The sequence below is a fragment of the Micromonospora terminaliae genome (genome assembly GCF_009671205.1).
In the GTDB taxonomy this organism is placed as follows: domain Bacteria; phylum Actinomycetota; class Actinomycetes; order Mycobacteriales; family Micromonosporaceae; genus Micromonospora; species Micromonospora terminaliae.
The window spans coordinates 5,425,902-5,441,259 of the sequence record NZ_CP045309.1 but is presented as its reverse complement, the minus strand read 5'-3'; the positions used below and the strand labels follow the sequence as shown (position 1 = coordinate 5,441,259).

At 73.7% G+C, this 15,358-nt stretch carries 16 protein-coding genes; 4 read left to right on the top strand and 12 right to left on the bottom strand.

Translation table 11 applies throughout. The annotated features are described in order from the left end of the window. Positions 1-21 precede the first annotated feature (21 nt). Both GCE86_RS25035 and GCE86_RS25030 read right to left on the bottom strand, forming a co-directional pair. Positions 22-1,662 (bottom strand): sodium:solute symporter family transporter, encoded by a 1,641-nt coding sequence (locus GCE86_RS25035; RefSeq protein WP_154229178.1) that lies wholly within the window; start codon positions 1,660-1,662, stop codon positions 22-24. Continuing rightward, on the bottom strand, positions 1,662-2,108 hold the full coding sequence (locus tag GCE86_RS25030) for a DUF485 domain-containing protein (protein WP_154229177.1): 447 nt from the start codon (positions 2,106-2,108) through the stop codon (positions 1,662-1,664). Before GCE86_RS25030 ends, GCE86_RS25035 begins: the two co-directional genes overlap by 1 nt. Before the next feature lie 203 nt (positions 2,109-2,311). Between GCE86_RS25030 and GCE86_RS25025 the strand changes: the two genes are divergently transcribed. Further along, the gene (locus GCE86_RS25025; RefSeq protein WP_244317071.1) at positions 2,312-2,836 is read left to right on the top strand and encodes an RNA polymerase sigma factor; all 525 of its coding nucleotides are present in this window, start codon (positions 2,312-2,314) and stop codon (positions 2,834-2,836) included. Continuing rightward, positions 2,823-4,052 carry a beta propeller repeat protein gene (locus tag GCE86_RS25020; RefSeq protein WP_154229176.1) on the top strand — a complete coding sequence of 410 codons (1,230 nt, stop codon included), beginning with the start codon at positions 2,823-2,825 and terminating at the stop codon, positions 4,050-4,052. Before GCE86_RS25025 ends, GCE86_RS25020 begins: the two co-directional genes overlap by 14 nt. A gap of 47 nt (positions 4,053-4,099) precedes the next feature. On the opposite strand, the gene GCE86_RS25015 is transcribed toward GCE86_RS25020, so the two are convergent. The 5 genes from GCE86_RS25015 to GCE86_RS24995 all read right to left on the bottom strand — a co-directional run bounded on the left by GCE86_RS25015 (position 4,100) and on the right by GCE86_RS24995 (position 9,552). Continuing rightward, positions 4,100-4,762 (bottom strand): DUF5701 family protein, encoded by a 663-nt coding sequence (locus tag GCE86_RS25015; protein ID WP_154229175.1) that lies wholly within the window; start codon positions 4,760-4,762, stop codon positions 4,100-4,102. 74 nt (positions 4,763-4,836) lie between these two features. Further along, a complete protein-coding gene (locus tag GCE86_RS25010) occupies positions 4,837-5,601 on the bottom strand; it encodes a LytR/AlgR family response regulator transcription factor (RefSeq protein ID WP_154229174.1) in 765 nt (254 codons plus the stop codon). Next, entirely contained in the window at positions 5,598-6,821 is a 1,224-nt protein-coding gene (locus tag GCE86_RS25005; RefSeq protein ID WP_154229173.1) for a sensor histidine kinase, read from the bottom strand. Before GCE86_RS25005 ends, GCE86_RS25010 begins: the two co-directional genes overlap by 4 nt. A gap of 33 nt (positions 6,822-6,854) precedes the next feature. Continuing rightward, complete coding sequence (locus tag GCE86_RS25000) at positions 6,855-8,366, bottom strand: sugar transferase (protein ID WP_154229172.1); 1,512 nt, start codon at positions 8,364-8,366, stop codon at positions 6,855-6,857. Positions 8,367-8,691: 325 nt separating this feature from the next. Then, complete coding sequence (locus GCE86_RS24995; RefSeq protein WP_154229171.1) at positions 8,692-9,552, bottom strand: Fpg/Nei family DNA glycosylase; 861 nt, start codon at positions 9,550-9,552, stop codon at positions 8,692-8,694. 24 nt (positions 9,553-9,576) lie between these two features. Between GCE86_RS24995 and GCE86_RS24990 the strand changes: the two genes are divergently transcribed. Next, positions 9,577-10,842: a glycosyltransferase family 4 protein gene (locus GCE86_RS24990; RefSeq protein WP_154229170.1), complete on the top strand. Its 1,266-nt coding sequence runs from the start codon at positions 9,577-9,579 to the stop codon at positions 10,840-10,842. A gap of 135 nt (positions 10,843-10,977) precedes the next feature. On the opposite strand, the gene GCE86_RS24985 is transcribed toward GCE86_RS24990, so the two are convergent. From GCE86_RS24985 to GCE86_RS24965, 5 genes are all read right to left on the bottom strand, one after another. Continuing rightward, positions 10,978-11,700, bottom strand: coding sequence for a CDP-alcohol phosphatidyltransferase family protein (locus GCE86_RS24985; protein ID WP_154229169.1), 723 nt, complete (start codon positions 11,698-11,700; stop codon positions 10,978-10,980). Then, positions 11,678-12,742, bottom strand: coding sequence for an iron-containing alcohol dehydrogenase family protein (locus GCE86_RS24980; protein WP_154229168.1), 1,065 nt, complete (start codon positions 12,740-12,742; stop codon positions 11,678-11,680). Before GCE86_RS24980 ends, GCE86_RS24985 begins: the two co-directional genes overlap by 23 nt. Continuing rightward, positions 12,730-13,461 carry a phosphocholine cytidylyltransferase family protein gene (locus GCE86_RS24975; protein ID WP_154229167.1) on the bottom strand — a complete coding sequence of 244 codons (732 nt, stop codon included), beginning with the start codon at positions 13,459-13,461 and terminating at the stop codon, positions 12,730-12,732. Before GCE86_RS24975 ends, GCE86_RS24980 begins: the two co-directional genes overlap by 13 nt. A 70-nt stretch (positions 13,462-13,531) precedes the next feature. Beyond that, on the bottom strand, positions 13,532-14,341 hold the full coding sequence (locus GCE86_RS24970) for a hypothetical protein (RefSeq protein ID WP_244317069.1): 810 nt from the start codon (positions 14,339-14,341) through the stop codon (positions 13,532-13,534). Beyond that, on the bottom strand, positions 14,338-14,787 hold the full coding sequence (locus tag GCE86_RS24965; protein ID WP_167537072.1) for an NUDIX domain-containing protein: 450 nt from the start codon (positions 14,785-14,787) through the stop codon (positions 14,338-14,340). The genes GCE86_RS24970 and GCE86_RS24965 overlap by 4 nt, the downstream gene beginning before the upstream one ends. A gap of 114 nt (positions 14,788-14,901) precedes the next feature. Between GCE86_RS24965 and GCE86_RS24960 the strand changes: the two genes are divergently transcribed. Continuing rightward, the gene (locus GCE86_RS24960) at positions 14,902-15,294 is read left to right on the top strand and encodes a CBS domain-containing protein (RefSeq protein ID WP_154229166.1); all 393 of its coding nucleotides are present in this window, start codon (positions 14,902-14,904) and stop codon (positions 15,292-15,294) included. Positions 15,295-15,358: the final 64 nt, after the last annotated feature.

Below are 15,358 nucleotides of genomic sequence, written 5' to 3'. Positions count from 1 at the left end.
CCGCCACGATGACGGAGGCTCCTACAGGCGCAGGGTCTCCGGGGTGTGCAGGCGGAGCATGGTGACGCCGACGTCCCGGGGCAGCCGCCGTCGGGTGGCCATCGACACCGCCACCATCACGGTGAACGCCAGCGGCACCGTCCACGCGGCCGGCTGGGTGGTGAGCGTGGCCGGCCAGCCGGACAGCGGCGGGCCGAGCACGGTGAGCAGCACCGCGCCGATCGCGGCGCCGCCACCGACCAGCACCCCGGCGGCGGCGCCCAGGTCGGTGAGGCCGCGCCACCAGATGCCGAGCACCAGCAGCGGGCAGAAGCTCGAGGCGGCCACGGCGAAGGCCAGCCCGACCACCTGGGACACGTCCAGCCCGGAGACGTTCAACGCGAGCACCGCCGGCACCCCACCGGCGATCACCGTGGCCAGCCGGAAGCCGCGCACCGAGCCGCGGCCGAGGACGTCGGTGGAGATCACCCCGGCCACGCTGGTCAGCAGGCCGGAGGACGTGGAGAGGAAGGCCGCGAACGCCCCCGCGGCGACCAGCGCGGCGAGCAGCCTCCCGGTGGTGCCGTCGCCCAGCGCCGCACCCGGCAGGAGCACCACCACGGCGTCGGTCTGCCCGGTGACCAGCAACTGCGGCGTGTAGACCCGGCCCAGCACGCCGTAGATCGTGGGCAGCAGGTAGAAGACGCCGACCAGGGCCAGCACGACCAGGGTGGTACGCCGAGCGGCCGCACCGTCGGGGTTGGTGTAGAAGCGCACGAGCACGTGCGGCAACCCCATGGTGCCCAGGAAGGTGGCCAGGATCAGCGAGTACGTGCCGAACAGCCCCCGGTCGTCGTCGCCGGCCGTGTCGGGCAGCAGCCAGTCGGTGGCGGCGGTGGCCGCGCCCGAGACCTCGGGCACCGGGTCGCCGGCCGCGAAGTCGAGACGGTCGCCGGGGCGTACCTCCCGGGTCTCGCCGTCGGGCAGCGTGAGCGTCGCGCGGTGCTCGACCACGACGGTGGTGGCGGTCCGGAACGCCGGCCCGTCGGGCGGGGTCACCGCCGGGCGGGCGTCGGCCTGCCACTGCAGCGCCAGGAAGATCGCGGGTACGGCGAGCGCGGTGAGCTTCAGCCAGTATTGAAAGGCCTGGACGAAGGTGATGGCGCGCATCCCGCCCAGCGCCACGTTCGCGGTCACCACCACGGCCACCAGCAGCGCGCCCACCGGATAGGGCGAGCCGGCCACCGTGGCCAGGGTCAGCCCGGCCCCCTGGAGCTGCGGCACCAGGTAGAGCCAGCCGATGAAGATCACGAAGACGGTGGCCAGCTTCCGCAGGCGCCGCGAGCCGAGCCGCACCTCGCAGAAGTCGGGCAGGGTGAACGCACCGGAGCGGCGCAGCGGGGCGGCCACGAACAGCAGCAGCGCCAGGTAGCCGGCCGCGAAGCCGACCGGGTACCAGAGCACGTCGACGCCGTACTTGAGGATCAGCCCGGCCACGCCCAGGAAGCTGGCGGCCGACAGGTACTCCCCGCCGATCGCGGCGGCGTTCCAGGTGGGGCTGACCGCGCGGGAGGCGACCAGGAAGTCGGAGGTGGTCCGGGCCAGCCGCAGCCCGTAGAAGCCGATCCCGACGGTGACGAGGGTGACCGCCACGATCGCGGGGACCACGTAGCCGTTGCCCATCAGCGCTCCGGCCGCTGGACCAGGTCGGTGAAGTCCTGCTCGTTGCGCTCGGCCAGCCGCACGTACGCCCAGCCGACCCCGATGAGGAACGGGAAGGCGGCCACCCCGAGCAGCAGCCAGGGCAGGTTGACGCCGAGCACGGTGACCCGGCCGACCGAGGGCGCGATGGCGAAGAGCCAGGGCAGGCCGCCCAGCCCGATCAGCACCAGCACGCTGAGCCGAAGAGCCAGCGAGAGCTGGGCCCGCATGAGGCCCTGCACCAGCGTCTCGCCGACCCGGGTCTGCTGGGTCAGCTCGGAGCGGGTGCGCTCGGCGCGGCTGCGCGGCCGGGCGACCTCGGCCAGGACGACCCGGGTCCGCCGGGGCGGCTGCGGGGCGCGCGGAGCGGGGACCGGAGCGGCCTGGTCGGGCCGCCCCGGGACGTCCTGCTCCTCCGGTCCGGTCATCCCCGGCAGTCTCGCCTGATCAGCGGGAATGTCAAGGGTGCCCGGGAGAGGCCTGTGCACAAGTTGTGGATAACGCCTCACTCCTGTGGACAACCCGGTGGATGACGGCCGCCTCGTTGTGGACGACGCCGGTCGGCGACATCTTCTGAGCTTTTCCCGGAACCTTCCGCCCGCCCGGTGAGTGGAACAGGTGGAGAGGGGAGGTGACGGTGTCCGACGGCGAGCTGATCTCCGAGCTGTACGCCGGCTGTTTCCGACGGCTGGTCGTCCAGCTCTACGCGGTGACCGGTGACCTGAGCGAGGCGCAGGAGGCGGTCCAGGAGGCGTTCACCCGCGCCCTGGCCACACCCCGGCGAATCGCCGGCCTGGAGAACCCGGAGGCGTGGCTGCGCCGGGTGGCGGTGAACGTGGCCCGCAGCCGGCATCGGCGACGCCGGCTGTTCGACACGCTGCTGCGGCGCATCGGCCCGCCACCCGCGGTGGCCGACCGCTCGCCCGAGCACCTCGCCCTGCTCGCCGCGCTGCGCGGGCTGCCCGAGGGCCAGCGACAGGCCCTGGCGTTGCACTACCTGGTCGACCTGCCGGTGGACGAGGTGGCGGTGACTCTCGGCGTGTCGCCCGGCACGGTGAAGTCCCGCCTCTCCCGCGGCCGGCAGGCCTTGGCCGCCCTGCTCACCGATTCCGACACCACCGAGCCGAGCATCGGGAGGATCGATGTCCGATCGTGAGTTCTCCGGCTTCGACGTCGACACCGTGGCCGAGGCCGTGCGCCAGCCGCCGCTGGCCGACCTGCGGACGGCGGCGCGGTCCCGCCGCCGGCAGCGGACCACCAGGCTCGCGGTCGCCGTCTTGGTCATGGCTGGTCTGGTGGTGACGCCGCTGCTCCGCGGCTCGAACAGGTCCGGCTGGGCTGGCCCGGACCAACCGCCTGCCCGCCCGGCGCGGGCCGGCGAGGTCGTGCTCACCAGCCGAGACTCCGGCGTGGCGGTCATCCGGATGGAGTGCGCCCTGCTCTTCTCGCACAGCGCGGACGAGGGGCGGAGCTGGTCGGACTGGGACGCGGCCCGTTACGAGGCCGAGAGCTGCCCCACGAACAGCGCGGGCAACCGGAACGCCGACCTGGAGTACGCAGTGCTCAGCAACAGCAGCTACCTGGTGCGTGACGGCGAACGCGACCTGCTCAGCACCGACCAGGGTCGCACCTGGCAGGACGCGGCAGAGGCCACCGTGCCGGTGGCCAGGTTTCCGACCCGGGCGAGACCGGTCTTCTGTCAACAGGGCTGCGGCGCGGTCCGGGAGCCACTGGCCGTGGACGACACCACCGCGACGGTCTACCGGCTGACCGGGAAGCCGCCGTCGCCGTACCCGCCGTTCAGCATCTACCCCGCGGTCGACGGCTCGATCTGGGTGACGTACTGGCCGGGCGAGGCTGCCCAGCCGATCGTCGCCCGCAGCGCCGACCGCGGTGCGAGCTGGGTAAGTTGGCGCCCGCAAGCCGGCACCGTCGTCGTGGCGGTGGTGGGGGTGGATGCCCGGGAGGGCTATCTGTTGATCCAGCCGCCGCCACCGGCCGGCTCGACCGTACCGGCTGGCCCGGCCCGACTACTGCGAACCACCGACGGGGCGCGGACCTGGGTGGACACCGGCACCGACCTCCCGGCGACCCAGCAGATGCCGTTCCTCACAAGCGGTGCCGACGGTGCCTTGCTGGTTCCGCTCGGGTTCGCCGACACGCCGGAGCTTTCGGCGAAGCTCCTGGTGAGCCGCGACGACGGTCGCCACTTCACCGTGTCCCGCGACTATCGGACGCAGGAGGGCACGGGCGGTGCCGGTCCGGGTCTGGCCTGGCTGTACGGCCGCGACGACCTCTCCGACGCCGGGCCGGATCACGTGATCGTCACCACCGACGGCACGACCTGGAAGCGTTTCGCGCTGCCGCACTGAACAGGCGTCGGCGCGGCACCCGCCGAGGGGCCGCGCCGACGCATTTCTCACTCCAGTCCGACTCGCACCGGGTCGGCGGTGGCCGAGCCGAGCCAGGTGTGCGGGTTGCCGAACCAGCACCAGCCCAGCTTCGGCGCGCCCTGGCTGATCCACAGCGCCGGCACCCGCTTGTCCCCGCAGCGGGAGCCGACCAGCGAGAAGCACCGGTTGCTGGCCAGCGCCGGCGGGTGCAGCGTGACGAAGGCGAGGCCCTCGTCGATCGTGATCGGCAGGCGGCCCCGCTCGGTCATCTGCGCCAGCGCGGTCGACGGCGGCAGGTTGCGGTACTCCTCCCCCCGGTCCACGTCGAAGAGCAGGTACGCCGGCCCGGCCGGCACCTCCAGCTCCTTGATCGGATCGAAGGCCGGCAGGTCGCCGGCCGGGAAGTTCCGGTCGAGGATGCCGGGCTTCCGCTTGCCGGCGAGCGTGGTCAGCGCGATCCGCTCCTGGACCGGCACCAGCTCGCGGGTGGTCACCAGCAGGAAGGGCACCCGCCCGTCGGTGGGCGCGGCGAGGTCGGCCGCCCGGGCGACGGCCGCCGGGCGCAGCGGGGTGAGCAGGTCACGGAAGGCGTCCTCGGTCAGCCCGGCCATTGCCGGGTAGCCGAGCTGGACGAGGCGGTCGAGTTGCCGGTCGAATTCGGTCGCGGCGTCGTAGCGGCTGTCGGACATGCGGCCTCCATCTGTCGTACGGCGTCCCGTACAGCGTACGACAAGGGGCGGGTATTCCCCGCCGGCGGAGGATGTCAGCGGTTCCAGTCCTGCTTGGCCGCGCGGACCAGCTTGTCCTTCAGTTCGCGGGTGTGCCGGCGGCTCACCGGCAGCTCGGCCCCGTCGATCACCACGACGTAGCCGGAGTTGACCAGCCGCAGCTCGGCGATCAGCTTGAGCTGCACCAGGTAGGACCGGTGGACCCGGACGAACCCCGCGTCGGCCCAGCGCTCGGCGAGGGTGGCCAGCGAGACCCGGACCAGGTGCGAGCCGTCCGCCGTGTGCAGGCGGGCGTAGTCGCCCTGCGCCTCCACCCAGCGCACCGCCGACCGGGGCAGCATCCGGGTGGTCCCGGCCAGCTCGATCGGGATGGTCGGGTCCTCCTCGGCCCGGGCCAGCGCCGCCGGGTGCGAGGGGACCACCCGCGAGCCGATCACCCGGCGCAGGGACTCGGCCAGCCGCTCGGCCCGGACCGGCTTGCGCACGTAGTCGGTCGCGCCCAGGTCGAAGGCGTCCACCGCGCCGTCGTCGTAGGCGGTGACGAACACGATGGCCGGTGGCCGGGCGAACCGGCGCAGCACCCGGGCCAGCTCCATGCCGTCCAGCCCGGGCATCCGGATGTCCAGGAAGACCACGTCCACGTCGCCGTCGCGGAGCACCCGCAGCGCCTCGGTCGCGTCGCCGGCGGTGTGCAGCCGGGCCACCCGGGGGTCGGCCCGCAGGTGGTACGCCAGCTCGTCCAGGGCCGGCGGCTCGTCGTCGACCGCCAGCACGCGGAGAAACCCGGTCGCCGCGTTCATGACGTCGCCCGTACCCGGGGGTGGAACTTCGGCACCCGCATGCTGACCTTCGTACCCGAGCCCAGGCCCGTCTCGACGACCAGGCCGAACCGGTCCCCGAAGGCCGACCGGAGCCGCTCGTCGACGTTCGAGAGGCCGACGTGCTGGCCCGGGTCGTCGGCCGGGTCGCTGCCGGCGCCGGCCAGCTCGGCGATGCCGGCGGTCAGCGTCGTCGGATCCATCCCCACCCCGTCGTCCTCCACCGTGATGTGGCACTCGGCGCCCGCGTCCCGGGCCTCGATGCTCACCATGCCGGTGCCCGGCTTGCGGGACAACCCGTGCCGGACCGCGTTCTCCACCAACGGCTGGAGGCAGAGGAACGGCAGGGTCACCGGCAGCACCTCCGGCGCGATCTGGAGGCGTACCTGGAGCCGCTCGCCGAAGCGGGCCCGCTCGATGGTCAGGTAGCGGTCGATCGAGCGCAGCTCCTCGGCGAGCGTGGTGAACTCCCCGTGCGCCCGGAACGAGTAGCGCGTGAACTCGGCGAACTCCAGGATCAGCTCGCGGGCCCGCTCCGGATCGGTCCGGACGAACGAGCCGATCGCGGTCAGCGCGTTGTAGATGAAGTGCGGGCTGATCTGGGCGCGCAGCGCGCGTACCTCGGCCCGGGCCAGGCGCTCCCGGGAGGAGTCGAGCTCCGCCAGGGCCAGCTGGTCGCCGGCCCAGTGCGCGGTCTCCAGGGTCGCCTGCACCAGTCCCGGTGCCGGCCGCTCGCCGGCCACCGCCACCAGCGCACCGACCACCCGGCCGTCGGCGCTCAGCGGGGCCACCACCGCGCCCCGGACCGGGCAGTCCACCAGGTCGCAGTGCAGCTCCGACTCCCGCAGCACCGTCGAGCGCCCGGTGCCGACCGCCCGCCGGGCCGCCGCGAGCAACTGGTCGCCGTGGTGCGCGCCGTGCCCGTCGAGGGCGAGCAGCGCCTCCCGGTCCGTCAGGGCCAGCCCGGCCGCGCCCACGAGGGCCCGCAGATGGCGTACGGCCTTCGCCGCGCCCGCCGCGCTCAGGCCGCCCCGCAGCGGCTCGGCGGCGAGGCCGGCGGTGTGCAGCACCTCGTAGGTGGCCCGCTGGGTGGCCGTGGCGATGCCCCGGCGGGCGCGCAGCCGCAGCACCGCCCACAGCGCCGCGGCCAGCGCGGTGACCAGCGAGACGACGCCGAACGCGGCCGAGAGATTGCCACCCACGCCCGCGATCCTGACGGGTGGCGGGCCGGAACGCTAGTACGCGCCCTTGCGGGCGAGCACCACGCCGACGGTCCGCCAGAGGATGCTCAGGTCGTAGGCCAGCGACCAGTTGTCGACGTAGTAGAGGTCGAGCCGGACCGCCTCGTCCCAGGAGAGGTCGGAGCGGCCGGAGACCTGCCAGAGCCCGGTCATGCCCGGGCGGACCAGCAGCCGCCGCCGGACGTCGCCCAGGAAGTCACCGTCGTCGGCGGGGAGCGGGCGCGGGCCGACCAGCGACATCTCGCCCCACAGCACGTTGATCAGCTGGGGCAGCTCGTCCAGCGAGGAGGCGCGCAGGAAGCGGCCCACCGGGAAGACCCGGGGGTCCTGCTTCATCTTGAACAGCATGCCGTCGGTCTCGTTCTGGTCGACCAGGCCGGCCAGCCGCTCCTCGGCGTCGACGTACATGGTCCGGAACTTCCAGACCCGGAAGGTGCGCCCCTCGTGCCCGACCCGGGGCTGCCGGAAGAAGACCGGCCCGGGGTCGGAGATCCGGATGGCGATCGCGATGGCCGCGAAGAGCGGGGTCAGCAGCAGCAGGCCCAGCCCGGCGGCGACCCGGTCCATGAGGTTCTTGGCGAGCAGCGCCGGCCCGGACAGGGTCGGCTCCTCGACGTGCAGCAGCGGCAGGCCCTCGATGGGGCGGATGTGCACCCGCGGGCCGGCGATGTCGGTGAGCTGCGGCGCGACCACCAGGTCGACGCCGGAGCCCTCCAGCTGCCAGGCCATCCGGCGCAGCTCGCCCGGCTCGGCGCTGGCCGAGCCGCAGACCGCGATGGTGTCCCCGCCGACCTCGCGCACCAGGGCGAGCACGTCCCGGCCGGCGTAGACCGGCACCGGGGTCTCGATGCCGCGGGCGGCGGCGTACCCGTCGGTGAGGTGGATGGCCACCGGCACGAGGCCGGCCCCCGGGTTGCGGGTGACCGCCGTGTAGACCTCCAGGCACTCCGGCAGGGTGCCGACCAGCACCATCCGGTGCCCGGCCTGGCCGACCCGGCGGCGGACGGCGTGCAGCGCCACCCGGGCCACCATGCGCCCCAGCAGGATCAGCAGCAGGGCACCGAGCAGGGCGAAGCCCACGGTCCACCGGGACAGCATGGTCTTCGTGGCGAAGGCCAGGAACGAGACCGTCGCGGCCACCGCCACGCCGGCCCGGATCACCCGCTTGAACTCGTCGGGGCCGAGGCCCAGGTAGCGCCGGTCGTAGGCCCGGTTGCCCCAGAGGATGAGCAGCCAGCCCAGCGGCAGCAGGCCGAAGGCGACGGTGTGGAACCAGGCCGGGTTCTCCTCGGCGCCGTAGAAACCGGCGGACGCCTGCTCGAAGACGTTGATCGCGATGAGGCTGGCCAGGGCGGCGGCCCCGAAGTCGAGCAGCAGCAGCATCGCGATGTAGGGACGGTGCCAGCGGGACACCCGACGCCGGGCACGGGCCCATGCCGACCGGGGTACGCCGTTGTGCGACGGCGGAGTCGGCGGCTGGATCTCGAAGCTGTCGACGTGCCGCACGCTCTCGCTCCGGCCTGTGTTGGTTACCGGGCGCTGGAGGCTTGTCGTCACCTCAACCAGTGTCCTCCCGCATGACACGTGCCCTCACTCGCCGTGAGGGCCCGGGTCGCCCACCGTCCCAGTCTCCCACGCGGGCACGGCCCGGACGGACCCCGGAGGGAGAAGCCGTCTGATGGTGCTCGCGGGGATCTGGCCGGCTTCGAGTCGGTTGTGAAGCCGGGGACCGAGCCACTATACCGATGGATCGGGCCCCCGGTAGAGGTGCGGAGTGGGACCTTCGGTGATCCGGGGACGATTCCTCTCCGTAACCGCGAGGTGTGGTTACTCACCGTACGAGGCGGGACAACCGTCGGTCAGCCAGCGGCTTGCCGCCGGTCTGACAGGTGGGACAGTACTGAAGGCTGGAATCAGCGAACGAGACCTCCCGCACGAGGTCGCCGCAGACCGGGCAGGGCAGGCCCTTCCGGGCGTGCACCTTGAGCCCGGAGCGCTTCTCGCCCTTCAGCTCCGCGGCCCGCTGCCCCATCGAGCGCCGCACCGCGTCGCCGAGCACGGCACGGGTCGCCGCGTGCAGCGTGGCGAGCTGGTCGTCGGTCAGCCGGTCGGTGATCGCGAACGGGGACAGCTTCGCCGCGTGCAGGATCTCGTCGGAGTACGCGTTGCCGATGCCGGCCAGCACCGACTGGTCGGTCAGCACCCCCTTGACCTGCCCACGGCGGCTGCGCAGCTGGGAGCCGAAGGTGGCCAGGTCGGCCTCCAGGGCGTCCGGGCCCAGTTTGCCCACCCCCGGCACCAGCGCCGGGTCGGTCACCAGGTAGGCGGCCAGCTTCTTCTGCGTGCCCGCCTCGGTGAGGTCGAAGCCGGAGCCGTCGTCGAGGCGTACCCGCACGGCGATCGGGCCCTTGCCGGGGCGCAGCGGCGCGGCCGACGGGAACGCCTCCCGGTAGTGCAGCCAGCCAGCCCGGGCCAGGTGGATCACCAGGTGCAGGCCCTCGTCGAACCGGACGTCGAGGAACTTCCCGTGCCGGCCCGCGCCGGTCACCGCCCGGCCCGCGACCGCACTGGGCGGCGGGTCGTACGTCTTCAGCGCGCTGATCGCGGCGACCTCGAACCGCTCGACCCGCCGGCCGACCGCCCGCTCGCGCAGGTACCCGGCGAGCGCTTCCACCTCCGGTAGTTCAGGCACCGTACAAAGGTAGCCTTCTTTCCCGTGAGAATCGTGGTGGCGCACAACCGGTACCGGGAAGCCCAGCCCTCCGGCGAGAACACCATCGTCGACGCGGAGATCGCCCAGTTGACCGCGGCCGGGGTGGAGGTGCTGCCGTTCCTGCGCAGCTCCGACGAGATCCCCGCGATGTCGAAGCCGGCCAAGGCGCTGCTGCCGATCTCGCCGATCTGGGCCCCGAAGGCCCAGCACGACCTGGACCGCCTGCTCGCCGAGCACCGCCCGGACGTGCTGCACCTGCACAACCCGTACCCGTTGCTCTCGCCCTGGGTGGTGCGGACCGCGCACCGGCGTGGCGTGCCGGTGGTGCAGACGGTGCACAACTACCGCCAGGTCTGCTCGTCCGGGCTCTACTTCCGCGACGGCGTGATCTGCCAGGACTGCCGGGGCCGGGCGCTGGGCGTGCCGGCCATCGTGCACCGCTGCTACCGGGGCTCCCGGGCGCAGAGCGCCCTGATGGCCACCACGCTCGCCGTGCACCGGCCGACCTGGAAGTCGGTGGACCGGTACATCGCGCTCACCACCGCGGTCGCCGACCACCTGCGTGACTACGGCATCCCGGACGACCGGATCGTGGTCAAGCCGAACGCGGTGCCCGACCCGGGGACCCCGGCGCCGCCCGGGGACGGGTTCCTGTTCATGGGCCGGCTCAGCCCGGAGAAGGGGCTCGACCTGCTGCTGACGGCGTGGCGGCGGCACCCCGTGGGGTCGCTGGGCCCGCTGCGGATCGCCGGCGACGGCGAGCTGCGCGCGCTGGCCGAGGCGGCCGCCGCCGAGCGGCCCGACGTGGTCTACCTGGGCCAGCTCGACCGGGCCGGGGTGCGCGCCGTGCTGGCCGACAGCGCCGTGGTGCTGGCCACCTCCACCTGGCACGACGTGCTGCCCACCGTGATCATCGAGGCGCTGGCCAGCGGCCGGCCGGTCCTCGGCACGGCGCTGGGCGGCATCCCGTACCTCGTCGGCGCGGACGATCCCCGGGAGCCGGCCGGCACCGGACCGGCCGAGGTGGCCACCGCGGCGCCCGGCGACGGGCACGTCTCCCTGCCGAGGGGGGTGCAACGGGGCGAGGCCGGCTGGGTGGTGGCGCCCGACCCGGAGGCGCTGGCCGCCGCCCTCCCGGTGGCCCGGGCCGGCGCGGCGGCTCTCGCCCCGGCCGCCCGCGCCCGCTACGAGCGCACCTTCCACCCCGACGTGGTGACGAAGCGCCTGATCGACATCTACACCGGCGTCGCGAGCACCGCCCGCCGCTGACCGGCCGCCGCCACCGCCCCCGACGCGTCGATCATGAACTTGGGGTTCCTGACTTGCCCGTCTTCATGCCTTTCGTCCACCGCCCCAACTCCATGATCGACGCGGAAACGAGGGCGGGGAGGGCGGGGAGCGCCGTCAGCGGAGGGAGGCGCGGGCGGAGAAGGCGATGCTCGCCAGCAGGAAGCCGCCGTTGACGACCGTGAAGGCGACGATCACCCACACGGTCAGGGCGGGCGCCACGGCCAGCACCAGGCCGGCCAGGAAGATCACGGCGCCGTAGTCGCGGACCAGCTTCGCCAGGCGGACCGGGAGCGAGGTCGAGGTGACCATGCTGGCAGCGTTCGGGCCGGCCTGCATCACCGAGGTCACCAGGTTGACCATCCAGGTGCCGGCGAAGACCGCGATCAGCCAGACGGGCGTCGCGGGCCGCTGCGCCACGGCGGTCGCCCCGAGCGCGGTGACCAGCGCGATCTGGGCCGCCACGTCGCAGAGCACGTCGACCCGGGCGCCGGCCGCGCTGCCCTGCCCGGTGACCCGGGCGAGCTGCCCGTCGGCGCAGTCCAGCGCGTACGCGATCTGCCAGCCGACGAGGGCGACCAGCCCCACGGCCCAGGCGGGGACCGACCCCGCCGCGACATCGTCGGCGAGCGCCACCACGGTGACCGAGGCGGCCAGGCCGAGCACCAGGTTCGTGATGGTCAGCGCGGTCGGGCGCAGCCCCAGGCGCTGGGCGACCAGCGCGAAGACCGCGCCGATCCACTGGCTGATCGACTCGCTGAACAGGCCGCCGCCCCGGTTGACCCGGTGGAAGTCGGCGACGGAGGGGCGGGACGGCTCAGCCAAGGTCGCGGAGTGCACCGGCGTAGTCTGCCAGCCGCTCCCGGGTCTCGGTAGGCGACATCGCCAGGTGTTCGAGGATGGTGTAGCGGTCCGGTCGGGTGGCCGGGGCGAACTGCACGGCTTCCACGAACTGCTCGTCGGTCAGGCCCACGTCGGCGGGCAGCCGGGGCAGGCCGTGCCGGGCCAGGCAGGCCGACATCTCGGTGAGCCGGCGCTCGTCCCCCCGGAGGAAGGTGCAGAACAACGCGCCCAGGCCGGCCAGCTCGCCGTGCGACGCCGTGCCCGGGTAGAGCGAGTCGATCGCGTGCATGATCTCGTGGCAGCCGCCGCTGGCCGGTCGGCTGGTGCCGCAGACCGCCATGGCCAGCCCGGTGGAGATCAGCGCCTCGGCCAGCACCGTGACGAAGCCGTCGTCGCTCATGTCGCCCCGGTGGGCGAGCACCGCCTCGGCTCCCATCCGGGCCAGCGAGGCGGCCAGCCCGTCGACCGGCTCCCCGCGGACCTGCCGGGCCAGCTCCCAGTCGGCCAGGGCGCTGATGTTGCTCACCACGTCGCCGATGCCGGCCCGGTTGTGCCGCTCCGGCCCCGCCTCGACGAAGTCCAGGTCCACGATCACGGCGATCGGGATGTGCACCCCGTAGGAACCCTTGATGCCCTCGGTGACCAGGCTGGCCACCGGCGAGGCGATGCCGTCGTTGGCCAGGGCCGTCGCCACGGTGACCATGGGCAGGCCGCGCCGGGTCGCCGCGTACTTCGCCACGTCGATGGTCTTGCCGCCGCCGATGCCCACCACCGCGTCGTACGACCGGTTGCGTAGCTTCGCGCCCAGGTCGTCGGCGGCGTCCAGGGAGCCGCCGGCCACCGTGAACAGGTCCGCCGACCGCAGCGAGGGGCGCAGCAGCTCGGCGATCTGCTCGCCCTGCCCGGGGCCGACCACCACCGCCACGTCGCCGCCGGCGGAGATCCGCCCGTCGGCCAGGATCGCGGCGAGGTCGGCCACCGCACCGCGCCGCACGTCGATGTGCAGCGGGGTGAGGATCGTCCGGGCTAGTAGCGGCACGCGATCTCCCGCGCCCGGGCCAGGTCGGCGTGGTTGTCGACCTCGACCCAGGAGACGTCGCCGATCGGCGCGGCCCGCACCTCGCCGCCCCGGTCGGCGAACTCCTGGTAGCCGTCCTCGTAGTAGAGGTTCGGGTCGCGCCGCCAGGTCGCCTCCAGGGCGTCGGCCAGCGCCTCGGCCACCTGCGGCTCGATCAGCGTCGCGCCGATGTACTCCCCGTACGCCTCGCCCGGGTCCATGAGCTTGGTGATCCGGGTGAGCTGGCCGGCCGCGTCGAAGGTGGTCTTCATCTCCTCCTCGGCCAGCGCCTTGATGTTGTCGATGGCCAGCAGGATGCCCGGGCCACGCTCGGCCAGCAGGGTCTTCTCGACGCTCACCGGGTGCACGGTGTCGCCGTTGACCAGCAGCACGCCGCGGGAGAAGTGCTCCCGGGCCAGCCAGAGCGAGTACGCGTTGTTCCACTCCTCGGCCTTGTCGTTGTGGACGAGGGTGATCGTGACGCCGTACTTCTCCTCCAGCGCGGCCTGCCGCTGCCGGACGGCGTCCGCGGCGTACCCCACCACGATCACGACCTCGGTCAGCCCGACCTCGGCGAGGTTGCGCAGCGCGATGTCGAGGATGGTGGTCTCCCCGTCGACCGGCACCAGGGCCTTGGGCAGGGTGTCGGTGTACGGGCGCAGCCGGCGCCCCGCACCGGCGGCGAGCACCATCCCGATCATGCCGGCACCATCCTCTTCTCGACTCCGCTCCACCGGGGGAGGATATCGTCGCGCCGCCGCCGGCCGTGGTTCAGCCCGGCAGGGCGGCCAGGTCGGCGAGCAGTTCCAGCCGTTCCTCCGCGGCGAGCACCGCCCACGGCCCGGCCGCACGGCGGTCCGTCTCCTGCTCGATGGCGAGCCGCTCCGGCCCGGCGGGCAGCTCGACGACGCTGGCGGCCGTGTGCCCGGCAGCGGTCCACGCGGCCGCGTGCGCGTCGGCACGGTGGTAGCGCAGGGTGCCCAGCCGGTTGAGCAGCAGCACCCCGGGCGGGGTGCCGTCCGGCTCGTGCGGCGGGGCCATGGTCGCGAAGGCGCCGGGCTCCGCCGCCGCGAATGCGCACGCCAGCACCCGGCCCAGCGCCGGGACCAGCCGCGCCACCCGGTCGTCGTGCCCCGCCCAGAGCTCCTCGGTCACCTCGCCGTGCACGCCGAACAGCTCGGCCAGGAAGGCGAGCCCGCGCTCGGTGGCGCAGAAGCCGCCGTCCGGGAAGCGCTGGATCATCCCGTACGCGACCTGCTTGTCCAGCGCCCGCTGGCAGGCGGCCGGGTCCCGGTAGCGGGTCACCGCCGCAAAGCCCTCGGCGTCCACCGTGCCGCCCGGTACGGCCAGCCGGGTGCGGAACTCCACGAGGAAGCCGGTGGCGGCCGGTCCCCCGTACCGGGAACTCAGCTCCGCGCCGCCGCCGTCACGGCCGGCGAGCATGCCGGCGACGAAGGCCCGGTCGACGGCCGGGGCGACCAGCCCCGCGAACCGGTGCGGCGGCAGCTCGACGGCGTCGCCCGCTTCGACCCGGTGCGTCGGAGACCGCGGCGCGCCGCGACCGGGAATCGTCGCGCTCACAGACCGATCGAACGCAGGGCGGCGAAGCCGTTCTCGGCGATCCGCCGGATCAGCCCGTCGTTGACGTCGCGGTGCTCGTCGAGCAACGCGACGTCCTGCTCCGCCAGCCACCGGTACTCGGTGTGCTTGCCCGCCTCCAGCCGGGGCCGGCTCAGGTCGCCGTCCACCCGGACCAGGAAGTCGGTCTCCACGCGGGTCAGCCCGTCGTCGCCGGTGTACCGGTATTCGCCGACCTGGCCGAGCACGTGGGAGACGGTCCACCCGGTCTCCTCGGCGACCTCCCGGCGCAGCGCGTCCTGCACCTCCTCGCCGGGCTCGAGGTGGCCGCCGACGATGTCCCAGCAGTTGGGGAAGAGGCGCCGCTCGGGGGACCGGCGCTGGATGAAGATGCGGCCGTCGTCGTCGACGATCAGCGCGCCGGCGCAGCGGAGGGGCTCGGTGGGCACCTCACGACAGTAGCGATCCCGCGCCGTTCGTGGCGATGCCCGGTCTTGTCCCGTTCCGCATCGATGGCCCACCATGTCCGTACCGAGGCCGCCGTCCCACAGGGGTGATGCGTGATGCAGGTACGCGAAGCGATGTCCAACGAGGTGCTCGTGGTCGGCCCGGAGCACACGCTCCGCCAGGCGGCCCAGATGATGTCGGCCCGCCGGGTCGGGTCGGCGGTCGTGATCGACCCGGATTCCGAGGGGATCGGGATCATGACCGAACGCGACGTGCTCAACGCGATCGGGGCCGGGCTCGACCCGGATGTCGAACGCACCGGAGCGCACCTGACCTGGGACGTGGTCTACGCGGGCCCGGACTGGACGGTGGAGGAGGCGGCCGCCGCCATGGCCCGGGGCGGATTCCGGCACCTGGTGGTGCTCGACGGCCGGGAGGTGGCCGGGGTGATCTCGGTGCGCGACCTGATGCGGGTCTGGGCGCGGGAGCACAGCGCCCCCCGCGTCTGACACCGACCGCGGAAAGGGCGATGGCCCGGCCGATACCGGCCGGGCCATCGTCGTTCGACGCGTC